The sequence below is a fragment of the Ensifer sp. 38_S197 genome (genome assembly GCF_056924495.1).
Genome location: NZ_JBXOVZ010000001.1, coordinates 1,888,125 through 1,910,887, shown reverse-complemented (window position 1 = coordinate 1,910,887; position 22,763 = coordinate 1,888,125). Strand labels below are relative to the sequence as shown.

24 protein-coding genes are annotated in these 22,763 nt (G+C 62.1%); 12 read left to right on the top strand and 12 right to left on the bottom strand.

Annotated features, from left to right (window positions below):
• Positions 1-8: 8 nt before the first annotated feature.
• From AC1Z3V_RS08905 to AC1Z3V_RS08895, 3 genes are all read right to left on the bottom strand, one after another.
• Positions 9-923 carry an ABC transporter permease gene (locus tag AC1Z3V_RS08905; RefSeq protein WP_483499608.1) on the bottom strand — a complete coding sequence of 305 codons (915 nt, stop codon included), beginning with the start codon at positions 921-923 and terminating at the stop codon, positions 9-11.
• A gap of 87 nt (positions 924-1,010) precedes the next feature.
• The gene (locus AC1Z3V_RS08900; protein WP_483499606.1) at positions 1,011-2,480 is read right to left on the bottom strand and encodes an ABC transporter substrate-binding protein; all 1,470 of its coding nucleotides are present in this window, start codon (positions 2,478-2,480) and stop codon (positions 1,011-1,013) included.
• A 56-nt stretch (positions 2,481-2,536) separates the two neighbouring features.
• On the bottom strand, positions 2,537-3,376 hold the full coding sequence (locus tag AC1Z3V_RS08895) for a DMT family transporter (RefSeq protein ID WP_483498370.1): 840 nt from the start codon (positions 3,374-3,376) through the stop codon (positions 2,537-2,539).
• Positions 3,377-3,639: 263 nt separating this feature from the next.
• Here AC1Z3V_RS08895 and AC1Z3V_RS08890 point away from each other — a divergent pair, with 263 nt between their 5' ends.
• Genes AC1Z3V_RS08890 through AC1Z3V_RS08880 form a run of 3 tightly spaced genes read left to right on the top strand, consistent with a single transcriptional unit; the run spans position 3,640 to position 6,914 of the window.
• Positions 3,640-4,836: a sialidase family protein gene (locus AC1Z3V_RS08890; RefSeq protein WP_483498369.1), complete on the top strand. Its 1,197-nt coding sequence runs from the start codon at positions 3,640-3,642 to the stop codon at positions 4,834-4,836.
• Positions 4,833-5,789, top strand: a complete 957-nt coding sequence (pdxA, locus tag AC1Z3V_RS08885; RefSeq protein WP_483498368.1) for a 4-hydroxythreonine-4-phosphate dehydrogenase PdxA — start codon at positions 4,833-4,835, stop codon at positions 5,787-5,789. The genes AC1Z3V_RS08890 and pdxA overlap by 4 nt, the downstream gene beginning before the upstream one ends.
• Positions 5,790-5,795: 6 nt before the next feature.
• Positions 5,796-6,914: an iron-containing alcohol dehydrogenase gene (locus tag AC1Z3V_RS08880; RefSeq protein ID WP_483498367.1), complete on the top strand. Its 1,119-nt coding sequence runs from the start codon at positions 5,796-5,798 to the stop codon at positions 6,912-6,914.
• A 161-nt stretch (positions 6,915-7,075) separates the two neighbouring features.
• On the opposite strand, the gene AC1Z3V_RS08875 is transcribed toward AC1Z3V_RS08880, so the two are convergent.
• Positions 7,076-7,777, bottom strand: a complete 702-nt coding sequence (locus AC1Z3V_RS08875; protein ID WP_429809676.1) for a FadR/GntR family transcriptional regulator — start codon at positions 7,775-7,777, stop codon at positions 7,076-7,078.
• A 3-nt stretch (positions 7,778-7,780) separates the two neighbouring features.
• Positions 7,781-8,809 (bottom strand): four-carbon acid sugar kinase family protein, encoded by a 1,029-nt coding sequence (locus AC1Z3V_RS08870; RefSeq protein ID WP_483498366.1) that lies wholly within the window; start codon positions 8,807-8,809, stop codon positions 7,781-7,783.
• 417 nt (positions 8,810-9,226) lie between these two features.
• Between AC1Z3V_RS08870 and AC1Z3V_RS08865 the strand changes: the two genes are divergently transcribed.
• From AC1Z3V_RS08865 to AC1Z3V_RS08840, 6 genes are all read left to right on the top strand, one after another.
• Positions 9,227-10,216 carry a GlxA family transcriptional regulator gene (locus tag AC1Z3V_RS08865; protein WP_483498365.1) on the top strand — a complete coding sequence of 330 codons (990 nt, stop codon included), beginning with the start codon at positions 9,227-9,229 and terminating at the stop codon, positions 10,214-10,216.
• 185 nt (positions 10,217-10,401) lie between these two features.
• Positions 10,402-11,463 (top strand): hypothetical protein, encoded by a 1,062-nt coding sequence (locus AC1Z3V_RS08860; protein WP_483499604.1) that lies wholly within the window; start codon positions 10,402-10,404, stop codon positions 11,461-11,463.
• A gap of 280 nt (positions 11,464-11,743) precedes the next feature.
• Positions 11,744-12,361, top strand: coding sequence for a PE-PGRS family protein (locus AC1Z3V_RS08855; protein WP_483498364.1), 618 nt, complete (start codon positions 11,744-11,746; stop codon positions 12,359-12,361).
• A gap of 190 nt (positions 12,362-12,551) precedes the next feature.
• Complete coding sequence (locus AC1Z3V_RS08850) at positions 12,552-14,267, top strand: type I secretion system permease/ATPase (protein WP_483498363.1); 1,716 nt, start codon at positions 12,552-12,554, stop codon at positions 14,265-14,267.
• 19 nt (positions 14,268-14,286) lie between these two features.
• Positions 14,287-15,714, top strand: coding sequence for an HlyD family type I secretion periplasmic adaptor subunit (locus tag AC1Z3V_RS08845; protein WP_483498362.1), 1,428 nt, complete (start codon positions 14,287-14,289; stop codon positions 15,712-15,714).
• A gap of 96 nt (positions 15,715-15,810) precedes the next feature.
• Entirely contained in the window at positions 15,811-16,080 is a 270-nt protein-coding gene (locus AC1Z3V_RS08840; protein WP_483498361.1) for a transposase, read from the top strand.
• Here the strand turns inward: AC1Z3V_RS08840 and AC1Z3V_RS08835 are convergent.
• Together AC1Z3V_RS08835 and AC1Z3V_RS08830 are read right to left on the bottom strand one after the other, a co-directional pair.
• Complete coding sequence (locus tag AC1Z3V_RS08835) at positions 16,049-16,822, bottom strand: LuxR C-terminal-related transcriptional regulator (RefSeq protein WP_483498360.1); 774 nt, start codon at positions 16,820-16,822, stop codon at positions 16,049-16,051. The two genes, AC1Z3V_RS08840 and AC1Z3V_RS08835, sit on opposite strands and share 32 nt — an antisense overlap.
• A gap of 315 nt (positions 16,823-17,137) precedes the next feature.
• A complete protein-coding gene (locus tag AC1Z3V_RS08830; protein WP_483498359.1) occupies positions 17,138-17,704 on the bottom strand; it encodes a methylated-DNA--[protein]-cysteine S-methyltransferase in 567 nt (188 codons plus the stop codon).
• Between the two features lie 197 nt (positions 17,705-17,901).
• On the opposite strand from AC1Z3V_RS08830, the gene AC1Z3V_RS08825 reads away from it, so the two are divergent.
• Entirely contained in the window at positions 17,902-18,390 is a 489-nt protein-coding gene (locus tag AC1Z3V_RS08825) for an RrF2 family transcriptional regulator (protein WP_173518970.1), read from the top strand.
• Here AC1Z3V_RS08825 and AC1Z3V_RS08820 read toward each other — a convergent pair.
• The 4 genes from AC1Z3V_RS08820 to AC1Z3V_RS08805 form a co-directional block, all read right to left on the bottom strand.
• Complete coding sequence (locus AC1Z3V_RS08820; protein ID WP_483498358.1) at positions 18,373-18,576, bottom strand: hypothetical protein; 204 nt, start codon at positions 18,574-18,576, stop codon at positions 18,373-18,375. The genes AC1Z3V_RS08825 and AC1Z3V_RS08820 overlap by 18 nt on opposite strands.
• 67 nt (positions 18,577-18,643) lie before the next feature.
• The gene (locus AC1Z3V_RS08815; protein ID WP_483498357.1) at positions 18,644-19,051 is read right to left on the bottom strand and encodes a cupin domain-containing protein; all 408 of its coding nucleotides are present in this window, start codon (positions 19,049-19,051) and stop codon (positions 18,644-18,646) included.
• A gap of 51 nt (positions 19,052-19,102) precedes the next feature.
• Positions 19,103-19,855 carry an SDR family oxidoreductase gene (locus AC1Z3V_RS08810; protein ID WP_483498356.1) on the bottom strand — a complete coding sequence of 251 codons (753 nt, stop codon included), beginning with the start codon at positions 19,853-19,855 and terminating at the stop codon, positions 19,103-19,105.
• Between the two features lie 59 nt (positions 19,856-19,914).
• A complete protein-coding gene (locus AC1Z3V_RS08805; protein WP_483498355.1) occupies positions 19,915-20,394 on the bottom strand; it encodes a carboxymuconolactone decarboxylase family protein in 480 nt (159 codons plus the stop codon).
• 131 nt (positions 20,395-20,525) lie between these two features.
• On the opposite strand from AC1Z3V_RS08805, the gene AC1Z3V_RS08800 reads away from it, so the two are divergent.
• Positions 20,526-21,431 carry a LysR family transcriptional regulator gene (locus AC1Z3V_RS08800; RefSeq protein WP_483498354.1) on the top strand — a complete coding sequence of 302 codons (906 nt, stop codon included), beginning with the start codon at positions 20,526-20,528 and terminating at the stop codon, positions 21,429-21,431.
• Positions 21,432-21,447: 16 nt separating this feature from the next.
• On the opposite strand, the gene AC1Z3V_RS08795 is transcribed toward AC1Z3V_RS08800, so the two are convergent.
• A complete protein-coding gene (locus tag AC1Z3V_RS08795) occupies positions 21,448-21,933 on the bottom strand; it encodes an Lrp/AsnC family transcriptional regulator (RefSeq protein WP_483498353.1) in 486 nt (161 codons plus the stop codon).
• Between the two features lie 131 nt (positions 21,934-22,064).
• On the opposite strand from AC1Z3V_RS08795, the gene AC1Z3V_RS08790 reads away from it, so the two are divergent.
• Complete coding sequence (locus AC1Z3V_RS08790; RefSeq protein WP_483498352.1) at positions 22,065-22,481, top strand: DUF2000 domain-containing protein; 417 nt, start codon at positions 22,065-22,067, stop codon at positions 22,479-22,481.
• Positions 22,482-22,763: the final 282 nt, after the last annotated feature.

Genomic DNA, 22,763 nt, shown 5'->3' with positions numbered 1-22,763 from the left:
TCGCCTCCTCAATGCCGGATGCGCGGATCGAGCAGCGCATAGGCCAGATCGATCAGCAGGTTCATGAGGAAGATCGCCAGCGCCGTGACGAGGATGGCGGCAAGCACGACGTTGAAATCGCGCTGCAGGATAGAATCGATCATCAACTTGCCGACCCCGGGAAAGCCAAAGATGGTCTCGACGATCACCGCGCCGTTGAGAAGACTCGCCGCCTGGTCGCCGATGACGGTGATGACCGGCAGCATGGCATTGCGCAGTGCATGCACGAAGATGATCGGCCCCGATCTGACGCCCTTGGCGCGCGCCGTCTTCACATAGGCGGAGGAGAGCGCCCCGATCATCGAGCCGCGCACCACCTGCACGATGATGCCGAAGGGCCGGATGAACAGAACCGAGATCGGCAGGATCCAATGGAGCAAAGACCCGGTGCCCGAAGTCGGCAGCCAGGCAAGGTTTACTGAGAACACGACGATCGCGACGATGGCAATCCAGAAATCGGGAACCGAAGCGCCGACCAGCGAGATCAGCGAGGATAGCCGGTCGAAGAAGCCGCCGGCGCGGAAGGCGGCAAGCGAGCCGACGACGATCGCGGCGCCGGCGACGAGCGTCATGGTGATGACGGCCAGCCAGAGCGTCCAGGTGAAGGCCTCGAGGACGACGTCCAGTGCAGGGCGGGCCTTGCGCAGGGATTCGCCAAAATCGCCGGTCACGACGTCGCCGACATAACGCGCGAACTGCACCAGCATGGGATCGTTCAAACCGTGCAGTTCGCGGAACTGCGCCTTCATCTCCGCGGAGGCTTCGACCGGCAGGAACAAGGCGGCCGGATCCCCCGTCAACCGCGACAGGAAGAAGACCATGACGAGCAGCCCGACGAGCGAGATCAGACTGGCCACGGCGCGTTTTCGAACGAATTTCAGCATGGCGCCCTCGAAGAAATCCGGCGGCAGGATCATCCCACCGCCTTGATTGCTGTTGTGACTGGCGAACCTGTCGTTCGCCAGGGCAGATTACTTGATCTTGATCTCCGAGAGCTGCAGCGTCCCGTTGGTGGCCATCGTCGGCTTGAAATCGAGCCGCTCGGAGACGCGGGAGAAGCCGACCATGTGGAAGAGCAGGACGTCGGCAACGACGTCGTCGTGCAGATATGCGATCAGCTCCGACCAGAGCTTGGCGCGTTCTTCGCCGACGGCGGCCGATGCGCGCTTGATCAGGTCATCGACCTTCGGATCGGAGAAGCCGGACTGCGTGCCGTCGGTCGCATATTTGAAGAACATCGAGAACGACGGATCGCCCTTGGAATTGTCGTGCATGGCAGCGACGATCTGCGGGCCGCGGCCTTCCTTGAAGGGCTTCGAATAATACTGCTCGTGCTCGGCGACCTCGACGAACTTCAGATCGACCTTGAAGCCGACTTCCTGGAGCTGCGCCTGAATGGCCTCCATGATTTCGGTCACATTCGGGAAATTGGCCGAGCGGGCGATGATGGTGATGGGCGTTTCGACCTTCACGCCATCGGCCTTGGCTTCCTCGAGCAACTTCTTTGCGCCTTCCGGATCGTACGGAAAGACCTTGACGTCGGGGTTCCAGCCGAGCGTCGGCGGCGGCACGATGGCGGTGGCAAGCAGCGCACTGTCGGGAACCAGCGTGCCGAGGAAGGCCTGGCGGTCGATGGCGATGTTGAGCGCGCGGCGGACGCGAACGTCGTTCAGTGGCTCGATGTTGTGATCGATGCGCAGATAGACGGTTTCACTGTCGAGATAGGAGAAGTCCGTGGCCGGATTGGTGGCGTCGAGCTGCGAAATCGACGGCGAAAGATCGGCTTCGCCAGTCTGGACCATGGCGGCACGCACCGATGGGTCGGCGCGGAACAGATATGTGGCTTCGGTTACTTCCGGCTTTGTGCCCCAGTAGTCGTCACGGCTGGTCAGCACGATCTGCTGGCCCGGAGTCCAGTTGGTCAGCTTGTACGGGCCGGTACCGACCGGCTCGCGCACGAATTCGAGCGGTGTTTCCTCCGGCACGATCGTGACGAGAGACATCAAGAGCGGCAGGATCGGCTGGACCGGATCGGCGCTGAAATCGATCGTGTAATCGTCGACCACTGTGGGGGTCACCGTGATGCCACCGAAATAGCGGCGCGACTCGCAGGTGTTCTTGTCGCTCATGATGCGATCGAAGCTGTGCTTGACGTCCTTGGCGTCGAAGGTCGTGCCATCGGAAAACTTGACACCCTGGCGCAGGTGAAAGCGCCAGCTGCCGTCTTCATTCTGTTCCCATTTCTCGGCAAGGCGCGGCATGACGCCCTTGTTGCCGCGGACGTCGAGCTCGGTCAGCGTTTCGCTGACGTTCTGCATGATGACGCGGCCGATGTTCGAGCGCGTCGCCATGCAGGGTTCGAGCAGGTCCGCTTCCTCGGCGAGCACGATCTTGATCGGGCCCGATCCCGCGAAAGCGGGCGACAGGGCCGAACCCAGCATGAGCGCACTCAAGACGAATAGTTTCTTCACGGCATTTCCTCCCTAGTGAAATTCATTCAGCCGGATGTTGCTTTTCCGGATCGCGCGGCGATCAGCGCCGCACAACCGATGAGCCCGCCGCCGCAAAGGGTGGTGAGGGCAATGTGTTCACCAAACAGCGCAAAGCCGCCGAGCGCCACGAGCGGCAGGCGCAGGAAATCCACCGGCGCGACGATCGTGGCGGGCGCAAGCGAAAAAGCATGGGTCATCATCCCCATGCAGACGGTTCCGACGACGCCCTGCAGCGCCAGGAGGCCCATCTCCCTTGCGCCCGGCATGGTCCAGAACGGCAGAGCGAAGACAAGCGCGATCGGAACGGTCAAGAGGAGGTTCCAGACGACAAGCGTCGACGTCGTATCGCCCTTCGACATCGACTTCAGGATCAACTGAATGGCCGACTGGAGCACCGCGCCCGTAAGCGCGAGAAGAATGGCAAGGCTGAAGCCGGCGCCCGAAGGGCCAATGATCAGCATTGCCCCCAAGAAACCAAGCGCCACCGCGCCGATCATCGCCGGTCCGGGCTTCTCGCCCAGCGCCAGCACGGCGCCGAGCAACAGGAAGATCGGTGACGTGAAGGCGATGGCCGTCACGTCGGCAAGCGGGCCCCAGCTGAAGGCGGCGAAGAATGCGACCATCGCCAGCAGCTTGAAGCCCGCGCGGACCGCATGCTGGCGCAAGGGATGGCTCGATCTGAGGACGGACGGGCGCAGGGCGACCCAGGGCAAAAGGATAACCGCACCGAAGAAGGCACGAAAGAAGCCAATGACGAAGGGATGCACGGCACCATTCAGCGCCCGCACGATCACCGCGTCGACTGCCGCCAGGATCGCGGCACCGACCGCGAACATGACTGCCATCTTAGCCCCCTGGGGGCTGGCTTCCGGCATGAGATCCTCCTCCCCGGCATCCTCTCGCCGGCTTGCCCAGACCATCCTCTTTTCGCTTAAGTTTGTCAAATTAATTCTCGATGTAAAAATCAATGCCGAATTTTCGTCATAAATAATCATTCAAAATCAATAAATTAATGGAAACATAGATGGAGGATGCGTCGATTTGTAACTTTATCAAACTTGACAACTTTGAAAATTTGGCGATTTTCGAAGCGCACAGGAGGAGCCCCATGGACCCGGAAGAAATCGCCCGCAGCATGAATGGCCTGCTTCAAGCCGCCTCGCCCGGACGCATGGAAGCGCTATTGCCTTCGCCGATGATCCAGAATCATGCTGCCTTCCTGCATCTGCTTTCAGATGGCGCGCTCGCCTGCGCCTGGTTCGGCGGCACGCTCGAGGGCAAGTCGGATATCTCCATCTTCGCGTCCGTCCTGCCGAAGGGCGCGACGCAATGGGGTCCGCCGCAGCGTCTGAGCTTTGACCCTGCGCATTCCGAGCAGAACCCGGTGCTTTTCACCGCGCCCGACGGCAGGCTGTGGCTCTTCCACACGTCCCAACCCTCCGGCAATCAGGACGAGTGCCGGATCCGGATGGCCGAGATCCGCCGCAACGCATCCGACCCGCTGACACTGGCGACGACCGAGGGCCGCCATCTCGACCTCCCCCGTGGCTGCTTCATCCGTGCGCCCCTCGTGGTGCGCGGTGACGGCGCCTGGCTGTTGCCGATCTTCCGCTGCGTTCAGCGCCCTGGCCAGAAGTGGAACGGCAGCCACGATACCGCCGCCCTCGGCATTTCGTTCGACCAGGGAGAGACATGGCAGCTGGAAGAATTGGATCAATCCATCGGCTGCGTGCACATGTCGCCGGTGTCGCTCGGCGACGGCCGCCTTGCCGCCCTCTTCCGCCGACGGCAAGCGGACTGGGTTTATAGAACCGAGAGCCTCGACGAGGGCCGGACCTGGTCGAGGCCGGAAGCAAGCGACGTCCCCAACAACAATTCCTCGATCGCCGCCCTGCGCCTGAGAGACGGCCGGATCGCGATGATCTGCAATCCCGTCAGCGCGGCCGACACTGCCGAGCGGCGCGCCTCGCTTTACGACGAACTTGGCGAGGACGACAGCCGCCCCGACGCCGACCCGACAGGCGGCTGTGTTCCGGTATGGGGTGTGCGGCGTTCACCCGTCGCCCTCTGCCTCTCCGAGGATGGCGGCAAGACCTTTCCTGTCCGACTGCTGATCGAAGACGGCCCAGGCACATGTCTTTCCAATGACTCGACCGACGGCCGCAACAAGGAGCTGTCCTATCCCTGGCTGCTCGAGGGGCCGGACGGCACCATGCACCTCGCCTACACCTATCACCGGCGCGCCATCAAATATGTCCGCCTGGCCCCTGGCTGGGACCACGCCGACCAATGGAGACCTTCATGAGCAATATCATCGGCATAACCATGGGCGACCCGTGCGGCGTCGGCCCCGAAATCTCGGTGCGCGCGCTTGCCGACATGTCGCAGCAAGAGCGCGACACGATCCGGATCTACGGCAATCTCGCCACGCTCGAAGCGGCCCGCGCTGCCCTCGGTCTCGAGATTGATCTGGCGCCGCACGTCGTGGATCTGCCGATCGAGGGTGCACCGCTTCCCTGGGGACAATTGAGCCCGATCGCCGGCGACGCAGCCTTCCGCTTCATCGAAAAGGCGGTGCGCGACGCTGAAGCCGGCGTCATCGGCTGCATCGTCACGGCACCCATCAACAAGGAAGCGCTGAACCTTGCCGGCCATCACTATGACGGCCATACGGGGATGCTGCGCAGCCTGACGGGCTCGAAGGCGGCCTATATGCTGCTTGCCTCCGAGCGGCTCAAGGTCATCCACGTTTCGACCCATGTGGCGCTGCAGGAAGCGATCCGACGCTCAACGACCGAACGGGTTCTCGCCACCATTCGCGCCGGCGACGGCCATCTCAAACGCATCGGCTATATGGCTCCCAAAATCGCGGTCGCCGGCATCAATCCCCATTGCGGCGAGAACGGCCTTTTCGGCACCGAGGATGACGACCAGATCGCGCCGGCCGTCGCGGCGGCGCGGGCGGAAGGCATCGACGCCTATGGTCCGATCTCCGCCGACACAGTGTTCCACCGCGCCTATTCGGGCGCTTTCGACCTCGTGGTCGCGCAGTATCACGACCAGGGACACATCCCGGTGAAACTCGTCGCCTTCGACACCGCCGTCAACGTGTCGGTGGACCTGCCGATCGACCGCACCTCGGTCGATCACGGCACGGCCTTCGACATCGCCGGAAAAGGCATCGCCAACCACGGCAACATGAACTCCGCCATTGCCTATGCCCGCAAGCTCGTGGCAGGCGCTGCCAAGCGAGGATGACCCCCAATGACCATCGCTCCGATTACTCTTCATCAGCCGCGCCGCCTGGCCGTCGGCGCCGGCACGATCGCAGATGTCGGCGCCTGGGCAGTAGACGCCGGCTCCGCCCTCGTCATCGGCACACCGATCACCGCAGGCTTCGTCGATCGCCTGAAGCTTTCGGGCCGCGCCACGGTGTTTGACGCGATCCCAGGCGAACCGAATGTCGATACCCTGAACGCCGCACTCGACACCGCGCGGCGGTGCAAGCCGGACCTTATCGTCGGCCTTGGCGGCGGATCTGTGCTCGACGTTGCCAAGCTGGTTGCCGTACTTTGGGATTCAGAGCAGACGCTTGCCGATGTTGCCGGGCCGAACCGGGTTCTGGGCCGCAACACGCGCCTTGCCCAGGTGGCGACGACCGCCGGTACTGGCTCCGAGGCCGGCATCCGTTCGCTGATCACCGACCCGGTCAAGGGAAACAAGATCGCGGTCGAAAGCCCGCATATGATTGCCGATTTCGCCGTTCTCGATCCGGAGCTCACCTATTCCGTCCCGCCGGCTGTAACTGCAGCTACCGGTGTCGATGCCATGGCCCATTGTGTGGAAGCCTTCACCAACCGCCGCGCCCATCCGATGATCGACGGCTTTGCCCGCATGGGCTTCAAGCTCGTCGGCAAGTACCTCGCGCGCGCTGTCAAGGATGGTGCTGATACCGAAGCGCGCGAAGGGATGATGCTCGCCTCCTATTACGGCGGCATCTGCCTAGGTCCGGTCAACACGGCCGCCGGCCATGCCATCGCCTATCCGCTCGGAACGCGGCTTCGCTTGCCCCATGGCCTGGCGAACGCGATCATCTTTCCGCACGTGCTTGCCTTCAACCAGTCGGTTGCTGTGAACAAGACCGCGGAAGTCGCCCGGGCCTTGGGCCTCGGTGAAAATCTCCCCGCCAACGAACTCCTGGATGCAGCCTGCGGCTTCTGCCGCGAGCTCGGCATCGAGATGTCGCTTGCCGCGCATGGCGCCAAGGCCGACGACCTGCCGCTCTATGCAAGCGAGGCCCATGCCAACCGCCGGCTGATGGACAACAACCCGATCGACATGGGCGTGGAAGACGTGCTCGCCATCTACAGGGCAGCCTTCTAAAGCATGTCGCGCAAAAGTGTGCGGCGGTTTTGCGATAACGACATACGAAATATCAAAGACTTAAAGCGCAAGGAGTGAATCTGAAAGACCGCGGCGCGCTTTAGTTCATCGGCCGCTGCCGAAATCAAAGCCCCGGCGCCGCCGGGGTTTTTGCAATCCGACTACTTCGTCGCCTGGAACAGGCGTTCGCGGGATCCGGCAAGGTGGTCATGCATGAGTTGTCTTGCCCTTGCGGCTTCCCGCGCGGCAATGGCTTCGGCAATCGCTTCGTGCTCCGCGAAGACCCGCGTCAGCCCGGTGGTCTCCCGCTTGACCGAAGCGCCGTGAAACCGCATGCCGACGGCGATGTGATCCTTCAGCGCTTCCATCGCCGTGAAAAAATAGCTGTTCTGGGCGGCACGCGCGATCGCGAGATGAAACTGGAAGTCCGCATCCTCCCGGTGCGATTGCCGATTGGTGGCGTCCCGCATCAGTTCCAGCGCCTGGCGGATGGCAGCCAGGGTGGTGGCATCATGCCGCTCGGCCGCAGCCGCCGCAGCGGCCGGCTCGACCGTCAGGCGGAACTCGTAGCAGTTCAGAAGATCGGCGACGTTCTCCAGTTGCCCGAAGCCAAGCGGCTCACGCATGCCGACGGCACGAACGAAGCTGCCGGCACCCCGGCGCGAATAGATGAAACCCTGCTCGCGCAGCCGGCGCAGAGCTTCGCGAATGATGGGCCGGGAAACCTCGAACTCGCTTGCCAGATCATGCTCGGTCGGCAAGCGCTCGTCCGGCTTGTAGGCGCCGGACTTGATCGCACGGTGCATACGCTCAAAGACGAGATCGCCGAGGCTTTTGCGTGCTGTTCCGTTCTCCAGTCCCATCCGTCATCCCATCTTGCGGAGGACAGCCTCCGCGATTTCCTTCAGTGTCTCCGCCACGCCGAATCCGCCGGACTTGGCGATGATGCAACGTCCTTCGACCTCAGCCAAGCCCAGGCCAGGCAGGCATTCGCCGAGCAGCCGAAAACGCCGAATGCCCATTCTCTTCAAAACCGCCTCTGCGGTTGCGCCACCGGACAGAAGCATTGTCCTTGCCGCTTGGACGAGGCCTGGACAAACGCTGTCGGCAAGCGCTTCCGAAACCGCCTCCGGCGTCACCTCCCCCTCGCCTGGCACCGCCTGCACGAGGGTGATCGCGCCGCCAACGTCGTATTCTTTCACAAGTCGCCCATTCGGCGCCGGCAGATAGGACAGAGCAATCGCGCTACGAAGCACGTCAATCTGGGCAAGTGTAATCGGGTCCCGGGAGCCGATAACGAACAAGGCCGGCCCGACCGACACTTCGGCGGCGCGCGTTTCAGCTCCGCCACTCATCCGCTCGGCAAGCGCTTCGGCCAGGCCACGCGCTCCGATCAGCAGATCCGTGCCGCTTCGCTCCGCCTCTTCGAGCAGAGAGCGCATTTCGGCTTCGGTGGTTGCATCCGGGATCAAGGCTTTTGCCGCATGCCGGCCGAGCCTCTCGGCAACGGAAATAGGTGCATCTACTCCGAAGCCCTGGACACGGCCGGATGTCACCACCCTGCCAAAGGCAGGAATGGCCGGCGCCACCAGCGCAGAATGGAAGGCCATCGCGTCGAGTTCGGCAACAATGTTGCCCTTTAGACGCGAGTCGACCTTCTTGAAGATCCGCGAACCGGAAGGCAGGGCGGCGAGAGCGGCGGCGGAATGCTGTTTGGCGATTTCCGCGCTCAGTTCGCGCGAGCCGAGATTGACCGACAGCACGTCCGGTTCCGCCTCCAGAGCATCACCGATCGCTTCGGCGGCCAACGCGACTTCGACGTGGAAGCCTCTCGCGGCAAACGGTGCCGCGGCATCCAGTGCGCCGGTCAGATCATCAGCGACAATGGCGAGCATCTCATGAGTCCAGGTGATTTGTTGTTATCTTTATAACTATCTTTTCCATTGAAATGTCAATCTTTTTGAAATCAATCTTACAAGTAAAAGGGTTTCTCGGCCACACGCCGCCGTCACGCAACATGGTACCCGCCGCAGGTCTGCCTCATCCCGCGACGAGCACCGGCCAGGACAGGATTTGAAAGATAGAACGCATCGGGCGCCGGCTGATCTTCATGAATGATTGTGATCCCCTGGCACGCGGATTTCAGATAGGATAACGGATCGGGATCATGGTCGCAGAATGCGAGGCTTGCGGTTCCTATTGTCGGTGCTCTTGCGATGGTGCGCCACGGTCCTCGGGAGGTGTGTTGGCCGTGACGGGTGGCCTGCAGGCGCCAACTGGGAGGAGAAATTGAAAGTGGGTTCTCAAGGACGATGAACACGAAATCCAATGATGCTGCAGCCAACCGTCTCAAGATCGGTTTCGTACTGGCGCGATCGTTCACGCTCTCGGCCTTCGCTCTCTTCATCGACACGCTTCGGCTGGCCAGCGACGAACTCGACAAATCGGGCCGCGTGCGCGCCGATTGGCAGGTCCTCGGCAATACCCGCCATCTGATCGCATCCAGTTGCGGGGTTCAGGTGGCGCCGACGTCTGGCCTCGTCGACCCCGGCCAGTTCGACTACATCGTGATGGTCGGCGGCCTTCTCAAAAACGAACATCCGATCGACGACGAGACCATCGCTTTCCTCAAGAAGGCAGCCGCGAAGAAGGTTCCTTTGATCGGCTTGTGCACCGGGACCTTCATCCTGGCGGAAGCAGGACTGATGGCGGGGCACGTCGTTTGCGTCAGCTGGCTCCACTATCAGGCGTTCCGCGAGCGCTTCCCGGATCTGAAGGTTCGCTCGGACCGCCTCTTCAACCTCGACCGCACCCGCGGGTCCTGCGCCGGCGGCAGCAGCGCGGCCGACATGGCAGCCCATATCGTACGCCTCCACATCAGCAGGGAGGCGGAGCGCAATGCGCTGGAAGTCCTACAGATCGACAAGGCCCGCTCGCATCTTCATGTGCAACCGAGAAAGCCGCTCGCGATCGAGAGCAACGATCCCCGCCTGAACGCTGCCCTCATCATCATGGAGCAGAATACCGAGAACACGATCTCGATCCCGGAACTGGCGGCCTCCGTCGGCCTGTCCCGGCGACAACTCGAGCGCCTGTTCATGGAAAAGGCGAAGATGTCGCCGGCACATGTCTACAGGAAGTTCCGGCTGGAGCGCGCCAAGCACCTTCTCACCCAGACCGACGCTTCGCTCATTGAAATCGCCCTCGAAGTCGGCTTCGAGAGCGCGGGGCATTTCTCCAGGATGTTTGCCAAGACCTTCGGCCAGTCGCCGCGCCAGATGCGCGCGACACTGTCGAAATAAAACCTGCTTTGCGGTTCTCGGGGCTCGGGCCGCGATAGCCGATCGACTAATGGCCTCCCCGAACGGACGTAGCCGAATTGCAGGCTCACCTTTTGCCGCAACCGCCTTCAAAATAGTTCGCAATGCGCGCTCGCACACGCTGCATGATCGTGCTGCGAGGGATCGAGCCTATGGGAGTCATGGCGATGACGGAAACTCGTCTTTTGTCGGAAGAGGCACCGAACGCGAACTCCAATCAGAGCACGGTCGCCGGTGGACATCTCGCGCTGGTTCCGACATGGCTTCCGCTCGACATAGCGCCGGCGCAGAACTCCGCCGGAAGCGGCGGCAACGGCACCAGCCTGGGCACGATCGGCAGCAACACGCTGGCGATGTTCATGCCGTCGAATACAGCAATCGCCGGCCCGCATACGGACGCCGAGGCGCACCAGGGTAACAACGCGCTGATGAACCAGCACGTCACCGAGATGGCAGGCATCGGCGGCGAAGGCGGGAACGGCAACGTGGCGGTCGGCCATGGCAGCGGCAGCGTGGCCGGCGGTGGCGGTGATGGCAGCTTTTTTGGCGGCCTCATCAGCACCGACACCGCTGTGTTTGCGCCGTTGAACCTGGCGGTGGCGGCCGGTCCAGGCGCGAGCGCCTCGGCCGGGCAGACAAACAATGCCGCCTTCCTCCAGGGCGCCACCCAGATCGGCGGCGTTGGCGGCTCGGGCGGGGACCATAACGTTGCCGGCAATACCGCCCCCGCCCCGCAGGGCGCGACGTTTATCTTCAATGGCGACGCCTATGCAGGCCACGGCGGCGACGGCACTTTCATCGGCAGCATGGTCGACGTAAACGTCGCGGTGTTCTCACCGATCAATATCGCCGTCGGCGCCGCCGGCGGCGATGCCCATGCCATGCAGACGAACAACGTGATCTTCGACCAGGGCGGCGTGCAGATTGCCGGCGTCGGCGGCAAGGGCGGCGGTTTCAACCTCTCCTCGGACACGATCTTCACCGGAAGCGGGGTCGCCGGCGGCGGCGGTGACGGCTATTCGAACGGCAGCACCGTCGACGTCAACATCGGCTACTTCCACCCGATCAACATCGCCGTGCCTGCGGGCGGCATCGCCGAAGCCGACCAGCTCAACCACCTGCTCGTCGACCAACATACGCTGCAGATCGGCGGTATTGGGGGAGCCGGCGGCGAAGGCAACATCGCCGATACCAATACCGCGCTGATCGACGACGTCCTGCACGGCTGATCCGTGGCGCTCCAAAATCAGGATCGGCGACCGGTCTTAACGCCGGGGAGCGGCCCCGCTCATTGCTCACGATCAACATCCATCGAATCGAACCCGGACAAATTTGCGCCGGCAAAACCCGCGGCACTGCAGAACCTACCCAAAGGAACGTCACCAAATGTCCGGCTGGTTCCCCCCGATGATCACGCGCACCATGGTTTGCGCTGACCCCCGCCCGTGGCGGTGTGCTGTGGCATCGAACCGTCCAAGACTACGGGGCAACAAGTAGAGGAGAGACGCTATGCCTATTACGCAAGTGACATCAGACACGATTAACCTGACCAATCCCACTGCGGGCGACGCGAATGCAGGTAACGGTGGCGACGGCACCAGCAACGGCGATATCTTCTACAGTCCAGTCGCCACTCTCGCCAGCACACAGACTGTCGACGGCGCAGACCCCACGGTCGTCAATGGCGACAATGTTGGGCAGGGCGCTGACTGGGGAACCGGCGACGCCAATGGCGGCGGCCTCGTTCAGACGCCGATCGCCACCCTTGCAGCCCTCACCAATAGCGGCGCAGCCCTCAGCAATAGCGGCGCCGGCGGTGCAGGCGGGAACCCGACCTCGAGTGGCGACCAGAGCAATTCGAGTGGCGGCAACGTCGTGGGCATGGGGGCGGACACCACCGCCACCCAGACCAATACACTCGTTGCCGACCAACATGGAACGATCATTGCAGGCATGGGCGGTGCCGGCGGCAGCGGCAATGCGGCCCTCGGTGGCGATATTTCCGCAGCTCTGGTTCATTCGAACCCGATCTCGGAAACCACAACGACGACCAACACCACGGCGGTCTCGAATGTACTCGACAATTTCGACAACACCTTAGGCAGCATCAGCGACATCGGTATCTGAGTCGCTCGACAAGGATCGCCGGCCATGGCCGGCGATCCTCCTATTCGCCTTTCCTGCGGCACCGCGCCTCCGTTCGGACGCGCAAGGTGCCGTAGCACGTTGAACCGCTGCGGGATTTTGTCCCGAGATCGATTTCGGTCCAGAGAGTCCCGTGGGAACCGAGCCGCCGTGTCAGTATCGAGATCTGATAATGACAACGAATTCGACAGGAGCGCACCTTCCTCCGACCCATCTCGTCATCGCTCTCAGGGCCTGCACCGGGGCGTTCCTGCTGGTCTTCCTTTATAGCTGCGCCTATAACCTGTTCCTGCTCGCTCCTTCCATCTACCTGCTGCAGATCTACGATCGCGTCCTGTCGAGCCGCAGCGCCGACACGTTGCTCATGCTGACGCTCATCATCGCGGCGGCGGTATTGGTCGGCTCGATCCTGGATATCGTGCGGCGCGCGGCATTGTCGCGGATCGGCAGTTGGCTGGACCACCGCCTGCGGCCGGTCGTGCTGACGGCATGTTTCGAGTACGGAGCCCGCACCGAAACGGGCCTCGCCAACGACTGCTACCGCGACCTGTCAACCCTGCGCCAGTTCCTCGACGCCCCGGCAAGTTCGCTGCTTTTCGACGTTCCCTGGGCCCCGATCTTCCTGCTGCTTCTATTCCTCGTCCACCCGCTGCTCGGAACCATCGGCCTCTTCACCGCGCTCACCTTGCTGCTGCTTGCCATCGTAACGGAATTCTCGACCCGCGAACCGCTGGCGAAAGCGAACCTGGCACTCTCCCGCAGCCACATGCGTTTCGCGACCGCACTGCGCTACATCCAGGTCATTCGTGCGATGAACATGCAGAACGGCGCCGCTCAACTCGTCTATCGCGACGCCGAGACCGCGCGGCAAGCGCAGGACGATGCGATGAAGCGCACCGAGACCATTCTCGGGCTCTCGAAATCCGTGCGCATGCTGGCGCAGATCCTGATGATGGGGTCGGCTGCCTGGCTCGTCCTGGAGGAAAACGGAAACCCCGGCATCATCTTCGTCTCCAGCCTGCTTCTCGGTCGCGGGCTTGCACCAGTCGAGGGCGCGATCGGCGCGTGGCGCGCCGTTGCCTTCGCCTATGCCGCATTCAATCGCATCAACACCATGCTGATTTCGATCGCCGCGCAGGACAATGTGCGCACGATACCGATGCCCGAAGCGGGCGGCCTCGTGCTCGAGCGCGTCGGCTACACCCTTCCCTCAGGCAACCGCCAGATATTGAATTCCGTCACCTTGCGGCTGATGCCGGGCGACTGCCTTGCGCTGATCGGTCCCTCCGGCTCCGGAAAGTCTACCCTTGGCCGCATCATCGCGGGCGTGCAGCCGACGACCTTCGGCAACGCCCTGCTCGGCGGCGTCGATATATCCACCCTCCGGCTCGGAGGCGGCATGCGTCACATCGGTTACCTGCCGCAGGACATCGAACTCTTCGGCGGCGCGGTGAAGGACGTCGTCGGCCGGCTCGACGGCGGCGACGTCAACAAGGTCATCGAAGCGGCAAAACTTGTCGGGCTGCACGATGTGATCATGCAACTGCCACAGGGCTATGAGACGGATATCGGCGACGGCGGCGCGACCCTGCTTCGGGCCCAGCGCCAGCAACTGGGATTGGCGCGCGCGGTCTACGGCAATCCCGCGCTCGTCGTCCTCGACGATCCCAATTCCAGCTTGGACTATGACGGCGAACGCCGATTGTTTGCAGCAATCGCCCGCATGCGCGCCATGGGAATGATGATCGTCATCATCACGCACCGCATGGGCATTCTCCCCGTGACCAACAAGATCGCGATCATGCGCAACGGCACGATCGAAGCCTTCGGCGACAGCGACTGGGTGTTCGATACCTATCTGCAACCACCAGCGCGAGCGGGCACGTGAGCAGGGAGGCACGAAAACGATGGAGCTCATCAAATCCGACCTGACCCGACGCGGACCTGAAATCGATGGCTACGTCTCAGACAGCAAGGGGATAGCCAGGCCCCAACCCTCCGCCGCCGTCGCCACCTGCCTTCCGCTGACACTTGCCGGTGCTTCACCGATGTCGAGGCTGCGGCATGTCGCCTGGACGGGAAATCTGCTGGTCGGCGTCTTCGTCGTGGGCCTCGGCATCTGGTCGGTTCTTGCACCGCTCAGCAGCGCGGCGATCGCGTCCGGTGTCGTCGAGACCGAAGCGAACCGCAAGACCATCCAGCATCTTGAAGGCGGGATCGTCAGGCGGATCCTGGTCCGCAACGGCGACGCGGTATCTGCCGGTCAGGTGCTGATCAAGCTCGACGACACGAAACCCCGCTCGGAACGGGACAGCCTTCGTGGCCAACTCTGGGATGCCGAGGCGCGGCAGGCGCGGCTGACCGCCGAGCAGGACGGTTCGGACCACGTCGCCTTTCCGCCCGATCTCGTGGAGCAGGCCGGCAACTACCGGGTGATCCGCGACATTCTCGACGGGCAGCAGAACATCTTCGATGCGCGGCGCCAGGTGATGCAGTCGGAGATCGTGATCACGCAGCAGAAGATCAAGGAGGTGCTGGAGGAAATCGCCGGCCTGAGCGCCCAGAAGGCGTCCCTGGTCGAAAGAAACACCATATCGCACCAGGAGCTTGAAACCGTCTCGATGCTGACCGAGAAAGGCCTCGAACGAAGGAGCCGGGCCCTCGTCCTGGCCCGGGAAAAGGCTGACATCGGCGGCCAGATCGGCGAAGTCTCCGCACGCATATCCCGCGCCCACCAGGTCATCAGCGAGTCACAATCCTACATCGTCAAGCTGCGTAGCGACCGACTGAATGAGGTCGCGCTCACGCTGCGTGACACGGAAAACCAATTGGCCCAGCTACGCGAACGCTTGAACGCCATCGATGATCAATTGGCGAGAACGGAGATCCGGGCGCCCGACGACGGAGTGATCATGGACCTGCGCGTCCACACCACAGGCGGTGTCATCGGTGCCGGAGAGCCGCTGGCCGACCTCGTGCCGGACGCCGGCGCGCTGGTCGTGGCAGCGCGGGTGAAACCGGAAGACATCGCCCAGGTCCATGCCGGGCTCGAGGCTCAGGTTCATCTCATTCCGTACAACCAGAGGCGGGTTCCGCTGCTGAAGGGCACGGTCTCCTATGTATCCGCCGATCATCTGGTCGACCGGCAAACCGGGCACAGCTACTACGCCGCAACGATCCGCGTTACCGATGAGCGGCTGGGTCGGATGCCGGGCGTCGAGATGGTACCGGGCATGCCGGTGCGGGCCATGATAGAGACCGGTACGAGCAGCGTGGCGCTTTATGCGCTGCGTCCGTTGATTGACAGTTTCAACACCGCATTTCGCGAGAACTGAGATATGCCGCGCGGGTACGCCGTGGCCTATCACATGGGCTCTGTTTCTTGCCCTCGCGATCACATGTGCCACTCGGTCCCCCGAAGGACAGCCGCGATGGGCAAACGCAAGTTCAATGACGACGAAGTCCTGGAGATCCTGAAGGAGCATCAGCACGGTGCAACCGTCGCCGATGTCTGCCACCGGCATGGCATCAGCCAACCGACTTTCTATCGGTGGCAATCGTTGCAAATCAGAGGCCCTAACTTCGATGCGGACCGCGTGAAGGCGCTCGAAGTGGAGAATCAGAAGCTCAAGAGGCTGCTGGCCGAAGCCATGCTGACGGCGGCCACCCTCAGCGAGATGCTCGAAAAGACATCACGTTGACGACGCTGCTGCCGTTGGTGGCGGTGGCATGACCATCGCCGGCGGTTGCCCGGTCGGCGAGCAAGGCGACGACCTCGGTTCGGTTCTGCACCTGCAATTTCCGCATGATGTGCTGCAGATGCATCTTCACCGTATGGTCGGATAGATTGAGCTTTCCGGCGATCACCTTGTTCGAAGACCCGCAGCGCAGCTCGGCAAGGACGTCCGCCTCGCGGGGCGTGAAGTCGGCGAGCGCAAACTCGCTTCGGTAGGCGCTGATCGGCACCCTTTCACTTTGACGAGCGACAGCGGCACAATCGGTGAGCGCGGCAAGCGGGTCCGGACAGAAGACGCCGCCGGCAAGGATCAGCCGCAAGCCTGCAAGCGCCAGTTCGATCCGCAGGGACGTCGTGAAGAAGCCGCGAACGCCAAGCTTGAGAACGTCGGCGGCAGTCGCCTTGTCGTCAGTGTCCGAGAGCACCGCAACCGGCACGTCCGGAAAGCACTTACGAATTTTCGCGAGCGCGTCATGCAAGCTGTACCCGACGTCGCTTCGAGCGCTCAGGTCCAGCACAATTAAACGCACGTCGTAGCCGAGCGCCTGGTCAAGGCAGTCGGTCGAAACCATATCGATAAAGTTCCAACCGGAGAGTTCGCACTCGAGAATGGCGACGATGACGCTGCGCACCAGCGTCTGACGTTCTATCACGATCCCCGTTGGCGTACGGTCCTTGCGGCACGGCGTTCCTGAACTGATGGACATGCGTCACCCCCAGGATTCGTTTGCGACAAGATTGTGACGCTAAAATATTTCCGTTCTGATAGTCTGTCATGAGAAAATCGGAATTAATCCGATCGGGCAGATTCAGCAACATTTTGAAAACACTATGTATTTCTTGAAATGCTAATGAAGCTTGTAACATATATTGAGCAGTATGTCCGAGAACCTCTCGGAAAGAGGGCGGCACGGCGCAACCATCAGTCCACACCTGTTCCTACAACACACGCGCACGGCGTCCTATTTCATTCAGCAAAAGCGACCTTGAGCGCCGGATCCGTCTGACGCTCGTCGAAGTCTTTAGAACCCGAAGGACTGTTGCGTCGGTTCGGCCGGCTGAGCCAGATGGACGCCTTCCAGCTCGAGCATGCGGGTCTTGGTGGTGGAACCGCCGGGCGCCGAGAAGCCGCCAATCTTGCCGCCGGCGGCAAGCACCCGGTGACAAGGGATGATCAAGGATACCGGATTCCTGGCCATGGCCTGACCGACATCACGCGCCGCCTCCGGCCCGGCACCCAGCTCCTTTGCCAGCGCACCATAGGTGGTGGTCTGTCCCCAGAGCAGCGCGCGGGTCGCGGCATAGATGCGGCGGAAGAGCTCGTCCTGCCCTTCCAGATCAACCGCAAACCCGGTGAAGTCGACTTCCTTGCCGTCGAAGTAGCGTCGGACGGCTTCCACGGCTTCCCGGATTTCGGAGGTCGGTTCGGAAGCCTGGGCGACCGGCAGGCGCCGCAACAGCAGCCGCTCGGTTGCCTCTGCCGTGCGGGTCGGCAGTTGGAAGCGCGTGATGCCCACGTCGTTCCAGGCGATACCGCAAAACCCGGCGGCAGTCTCGAAGATGAAATAGCGATGTCCTGCCTGGCCCATCGGTACGGCCTCCCTGTGTCTACCCATCAAAATCGTGCCGGGGAGGCGAGAATTCAACCCGTTTCCTGCCACTATGCCCGCCGCTTGACTGCGTGGCTGCTCAAAGCGCTGTTTACACGGCGGGAAAATAGGGATATTTGTTGTCCTTAATAGGTGCGAATGGCATCGGCCGGACGAATGCATGATCGTTAGAACACATGATCCTTAAGAGCCAAGTCGAATGGGCGTTGCATTGCTGTGCGATCCTCGCGGGCCTGCCTGAGGGCCGCTATCTCTCGACCAAGGCGCTTGCCGAGTTCCACGGGCTCCCCAAGGAATATCTGTCGAAGGCGCTGCAAAGCCTCTCGCAAGCCGGCCTTGTCCACACCACCCTCGGTCCGTCGGGCGGATACCGGCTGGCAAAAGCACCGGCCGAATTGACCTTTCTCGATATTGTCGAAGCGGTCGAAGGCAAGGCGCGAACCTTCGTCTGCACCAACATCAGGGCCAACAATCCCTGTCGCGCGCCCGGCTATTGCGAGAGCACGCCCTGCGCGGTGGCGCGCATCATGTGGGAAGCGGATGAAGCCTGGCGCGAGAAGCTCCGCAATGTGCGCTTGTCCGATCTGATCGAGATCCTGTCGAAGGAAATTCCCGCAGACCTTATGAAGCGTACGTTCGGCTGGGTGCTAGAGCGCGCCGGCTGAACGGAGTTGGGTGCCTGTCTCGGCAGGCGGGGCATAAAGATATGCCTGCGGCAGCAGGGCGGCCGCGCCCTGGAGGTGCTGATCGTCGTTTCGATGCGGCATGATGCCCGCAAAGAGGAGAACCGCCGTCATTACGCAGAAGAAGAGGATCTGGACGAGCGGCAATGGCAGATTGTCGGCGAGCATGATCGGCTCCAAAGGTTGCGCCCGAACGAAAGGCCGGCTGCGCGATCGGCACCCGGCCTTCCTTGCGTTACTTCGTCATCGGATGGGTCAGTTCCTTCTCGGCAGTATCGACGACGAAGACAGCAAGCAGCTTGGCCGGTTCGGTCTTGCTGCCGTTTTCACTGACGCCATGGCGATCGCCGGGCATCTCGGAGAAACTCTCACCAGCCTTGTACTCCTTGACCGGGCCGTCATTGACCTTGCTTCGGATCGTGCCTTCGAGCACCGTTGCGTAGATGAAAGCCGTGCTCGGATGGGTATGCGCCTCCGAGGAACCGCCCGGCCCATATTCCACCAGAACACCCTTGATGCTTTTGCCCGGGACATTTGGCAGTTCGTGCTCGTAGACGAGCGTGACCTTGGAAGCGTCGCCGGCAGCGGCTGATCCAAACAATGCGGCCGTGATCGCAAGAGCGGAAACGAGTGACTTGATCATGTCGGAAATCCTTTCGGGGGTCTGGTGGCGTGCGCCAAGCACACGGTGTTTTCACTTGCGAGCGGAGGTGGCGAACCACTGCTCGAAGGTGATGCGGCCGAGCCGAGGGTTGTTGTCGGAGACGAGCGAACCGTCCTCCAGAAGTGCACCGAAATAGCGCGCCCGGCGGTCCGGCTTGACCTTGCGGCTGTCACCGCTGGCCTCGAGATGGCGGGCGACGAGATCGCTGAGACGCGAACGCTCCGGGCCGGCAATTTCAATCGTGCCGTTGGCAGGGGCGGCGAGCGCGATCTCGGCCATGGCATCGGCAACATCATCCGAGGCGATCGGCTGCACATAGGCAGGGGACAGATGCACCGTGCCGCCGACGGTTCCCGACTGGGCGATGCCGCCCAGGAACTCCATGAACTGAGTCGAGTGCACGATCGTATAGGGGATGCTGCCAGCCTTGATCAGCTTCTCCTGGGCGAGCTTGCCGCGGAAATAACCGCTTTCCTGCAACCGCTCGGTGCCGACGACCGAAAGCGCGACATGGTGTTTGACGCCCGCCTCCTTTTCGGCCGCAAGCAGGTTGCGGCCGGAGGTCTCGAAGAACGCGAGCACCGCCTCGTCCTCGAAAGAGGGCGAATTGGCGAGATCGACGACGACGTCGCAGCCGGCAAGCGCTTCAGCGAGCCCTTCGCCCGTGATTGTGTTCACGCCGGTATTCGGGGAGGCGGCGATCACCTCATGGCCCTGCTTTCGCAGGCGCTCGACCGTCTTTGAGCCGATAAGGCCCGTGCCGCCGATGATGACGATTTTCATGGGATCCTCCAATCGCTGCGGCGCACGCGCCGCCTTGCTCGATCACTCTGGAACAGGGGTCAGTTCAGTCCGGCCTTGTCGAGGCCATAGAGTTTGTCGGCCGAACCGGGCACGTTCTTGAAGGCGACGCTGACACGGTTCCACGCATTGATGATCGAGATTGCGAACGTCAGGTCAGAGATTTCCTTCTCCGAAAGCTGACCGCGTACCCGCTCGTAAAGTTCGTCCGGAATGCCGCCTTCGGGCAATTTCGTCACCGCCTCGGTCCAGGCCAGCGCGGCGCGTTCGCGCGGGATGAAGAGGTTCGATTCACGCCAGATCGCGACGTGGTAGAGGCGCAATTCGCTCTCGCCGTGGATCTTCGCTTCCTTCACATGCATGTCGAGACAGAAGGCGCAGCCGTTGATCTGCGAGGCCCGGATGTTCACGAGGTCGCGGATCTTCTGCTCGACGACGCTGTCCTTCAGGCTGAAGCTGAGGTCGGAGAGCTTCTTCACGAACTCGGGGGAATGCTGTGCATAGTTCAGGCGCTGTGTCATGGCTTCTTGCTCCGTTATTAAGGATAACTAATGTCCTTATGGATATAAGATATCCTTAATATCTGGACAGTAAAGCGCATTGGGCATACACTCGGCGCATAAGCCTTATGCCGAAACGTTTGGGGACCTGAATGGACATCGTCTCTGCGCTGAGAGCCTTCCTGCGGGTGGCGGAAACGGGCTCATTCTCTGCAGCAGCGCTCGACCTCAACCTGACACAGCCGGCGGTTTCGCGGCAGGTGTCAGCGCTGGAAGAGCATCTGAACACGCGCCTTCTGCATCGAACGACGAGCGCGCTTGCGCTCACCGCCGAGGGCGAACATATGATTCCGATGGCGCTGAGGGTGGTCGAGGCGGTCGACGCACTCAACGAGGCGTCCTGCGCCGAGACCGCCATGGCGTCCGGACGTGTACGGCTCACCCTGCCTGCACCGCTCGGCCTCTATGTCAGTGACCGCCTCGCTGCCTTCCTCGAGCGGCATCCGGGCCTGTCGGTCGAATTGATCTTGCGCGAAGAACCGTCTGATCTTGTCGGCGAAGGCATCGATCTCGAAGTGCGCCTCGGCCCTGTGTCAGACAGCAGCCTGATGTGCCGGCGCATCGGCTGGACGACCGCCTTTCTCGTCGCAGCACCCGGCTATCTGGACGGAAGAAGCGCACCGAAAACACCGGACGAGATCGGCGGCCACGCATGTATCTGTTATAGCCGCGCCGGAGACGGGCGCTCCTGGACCTTTTCCGATGGATCCGACGACATCTTCGTGCGCATCGCGCCGCGTCTCGTCGCCAACAACGCGGTGGCCGTGCATCGGGCGGTATTGGCAGGGGGCGGACTTGCGGTTCTTTCACATATACTGGCCTGCCCTGACATCGAAGCCGGCAGGCTGGTGAACATCATGCCGGACTTTCCGCCGGCACGCCTGCCGATCAGCGTCGTCTATCCGTCACGCCGGAACATGCCGCTGAGGGTACGGACGGTTCTCGACTTCCTCGTGCAGGTCGTCCGGGAGGACCCCTTGATGGCGTCCGCCTCCTAACCACGAAACGCTTCGCTCAGCGGTGGCCGGTCGTCGCGCGCAAAGGGAGACCGCTGAAGGCCTTGATCTCCTTCAGAACGAAGGTCGTCTGCATTTCCTTGATGCAGGGCAGTCGCCGCACGACCTTCATGGCGAAGTCCGAGTAGGAATCGAGGTCGGATGAAACGACCTGGAGAAGAAAGTCCGCATCGCCGGCAATGCTGTAGCAGGCGACGACGCTGTCGAGCTTCATCACTTCGTCGGCAAAGGCATCGGCTTCCGCCTCCGTGTGGCTGTCGATTTTTACCCGGATGAAGGCAAGCACCCCCAAGCCGATTTCCCTCCTGTTCAGGACAGCCATGTAGCCCTGAATGACACCATCGTCCTCAAGCTGGCGCACGCGCCGCCAGCACGGCGAGGTCGACATGCCAACTTCCTCCGAAAGCGCCTGGTTGCTCAGGCGCCCGTCATTTTGCAGGGCGGTCAATATCTTCACGTCGGCAGGCGTCAAAGCCGCAGGCATACTTTACCTCGAGGATCACTTGTCTTGGTAGCATCTACCTCATCCGAACATTTTTTCGCAACATCCGAAAGAACCTACCTCGAAGCTCGGCCTATTCTCCCGATCAAGAAACAGAGAAGGAATAGACCACCGTGCTTCAGGACATCCGCCTCGCCATCGTCGTCAATCCGGAACTGCCACCGGGCCACCTCGCCAACACTATCGCGGCGATTTCCATCGGCATTGGCTCGGCGATGCCCGACCTTGGCAACCAGAGACTGACGGACAGCAGGCAGAATACGATCGATATCAGTTCCAACCGCCCCGTTCCGGTTCTCCAGGCCGACAGCCGCACGATCAGCGCGCTGCTTCTAAAGGCGCTGCCGAAGCAGGAGGATCGCATCGTCGTGCCGTTTCCGGCCTTCGCGCGCTCGCTGCACAGCTATGCGGATTATGAAGCCCAGTTCCCGGAACGAGACCTTGCAGAGGAAGCGATCGACGGCATCGGCCTCGCAGGCACGGCCAAATGGGTGAAGTCGCTGACGGGATCCCTGAAGCTGCTCACGTGATGCGCGCCGGAGGCAAATGTGCGGCGCCCATTCGCAGGGCCGCCGCCCATGCCTATGTATATTATTTTCATATCAGCCCGGCATCACACGGGAAGGTGGCGACCCATTCGCAACACCCTCCTGCCATTCGCTCCAGAATTGCTGCGTTTTCGCCAGAGAGGCTCTTTCCAGGCTTGACGGCATCTGTCGTGCACGACAAGCTCTGAAAACGATTTTCAGAATATCAGAATTGCTTCATGGACCGCATCGGATCGACGGCGTCGCCGCTGCCGAGGCCGGAGT

What these genes read in the sequence shown, in the direction of transcription:
- AC1Z3V_RS08840 (WP_483498361.1), top strand. Translation starts at nt 15,811, where the DNA reads ATGGGCAAACGCAAGTTCAATGACGACGAAGTCCTGGAGATCCTGAAG.
- AC1Z3V_RS08850 (WP_483498363.1), top strand. Translation starts at nt 12,552, where the DNA reads ATGACAACGAATTCGACAGGAGCGCACCTTCCTCCGACCCATCTCGTC.
- AC1Z3V_RS08875 (WP_429809676.1), bottom strand. Translation starts at nt 7,777, where the DNA reads ATGGGACTGGAGAACGGAACAGCACGCAAAAGCCTCGGCGATCTCGTC.
- AC1Z3V_RS08795 (WP_483498353.1), bottom strand. Translation starts at nt 21,933, where the DNA reads ATGCCTGCGGCTTTGACGCCTGCCGACGTGAAGATATTGACCGCCCTG.
- AC1Z3V_RS08830 (WP_483498359.1), bottom strand. Translation starts at nt 17,704, where the DNA reads ATGGGCCAGGCAGGACATCGCTATTTCATCTTCGAGACTGCCGCCGGG.
- AC1Z3V_RS08825 (WP_173518970.1), top strand. Translation starts at nt 17,902, where the DNA reads ATGATCCTTAAGAGCCAAGTCGAATGGGCGTTGCATTGCTGTGCGATC.
- AC1Z3V_RS08865 (WP_483498365.1), top strand. Translation starts at nt 9,227, where the DNA reads ATGAACACGAAATCCAATGATGCTGCAGCCAACCGTCTCAAGATCGGT.
- AC1Z3V_RS08860 (WP_483499604.1), top strand. Translation starts at nt 10,402, where the DNA reads ATGACGGAAACTCGTCTTTTGTCGGAAGAGGCACCGAACGCGAACTCC.
- AC1Z3V_RS08845 (WP_483498362.1), top strand. Translation starts at nt 14,287, where the DNA reads ATGGAGCTCATCAAATCCGACCTGACCCGACGCGGACCTGAAATCGAT.
- AC1Z3V_RS08900 (WP_483499606.1), bottom strand. Translation starts at nt 2,480, where the DNA reads ATGCTGGGTTCGGCCCTGTCGCCCGCTTTCGCGGGATCGGGCCCGATC.
- AC1Z3V_RS08815 (WP_483498357.1), bottom strand. Translation starts at nt 19,051, where the DNA reads ATGATCAAGTCACTCGTTTCCGCTCTTGCGATCACGGCCGCATTGTTT.
- AC1Z3V_RS08800 (WP_483498354.1), top strand. Translation starts at nt 20,526, where the DNA reads ATGGACATCGTCTCTGCGCTGAGAGCCTTCCTGCGGGTGGCGGAAACG.
- AC1Z3V_RS08810 (WP_483498356.1), bottom strand. Translation starts at nt 19,855, where the DNA reads ATGAAAATCGTCATCATCGGCGGCACGGGCCTTATCGGCTCAAAGACG.
- AC1Z3V_RS08855 (WP_483498364.1), top strand. Translation starts at nt 11,744, where the DNA reads ATGCCTATTACGCAAGTGACATCAGACACGATTAACCTGACCAATCCC.
- AC1Z3V_RS08820 (WP_483498358.1), bottom strand. Translation starts at nt 18,576, where the DNA reads ATGCTCGCCGACAATCTGCCATTGCCGCTCGTCCAGATCCTCTTCTTC.
- AC1Z3V_RS08895 (WP_483498370.1), bottom strand. Translation starts at nt 3,376, where the DNA reads ATGGCAGTCATGTTCGCGGTCGGTGCCGCGATCCTGGCGGCAGTCGAC.
- AC1Z3V_RS08870 (WP_483498366.1), bottom strand. Translation starts at nt 8,809, where the DNA reads ATGCTCGCCATTGTCGCTGATGATCTGACCGGCGCACTGGATGCCGCG.
- pdxA (WP_483498368.1), top strand. Translation starts at nt 4,833, where the DNA reads ATGAGCAATATCATCGGCATAACCATGGGCGACCCGTGCGGCGTCGGC.
- AC1Z3V_RS08905 (WP_483499608.1), bottom strand. Translation starts at nt 923, where the DNA reads ATGCTGAAATTCGTTCGAAAACGCGCCGTGGCCAGTCTGATCTCGCTC.
- AC1Z3V_RS08890 (WP_483498369.1), top strand. Translation starts at nt 3,640, where the DNA reads ATGGACCCGGAAGAAATCGCCCGCAGCATGAATGGCCTGCTTCAAGCC.
- AC1Z3V_RS08805 (WP_483498355.1), bottom strand. Translation starts at nt 20,394, where the DNA reads ATGACACAGCGCCTGAACTATGCACAGCATTCCCCCGAGTTCGTGAAG.
- AC1Z3V_RS08880 (WP_483498367.1), top strand. Translation starts at nt 5,796, where the DNA reads ATGACCATCGCTCCGATTACTCTTCATCAGCCGCGCCGCCTGGCCGTC.
- AC1Z3V_RS08835 (WP_483498360.1), bottom strand. Translation starts at nt 16,822, where the DNA reads ATGTCCATCAGTTCAGGAACGCCGTGCCGCAAGGACCGTACGCCAACG.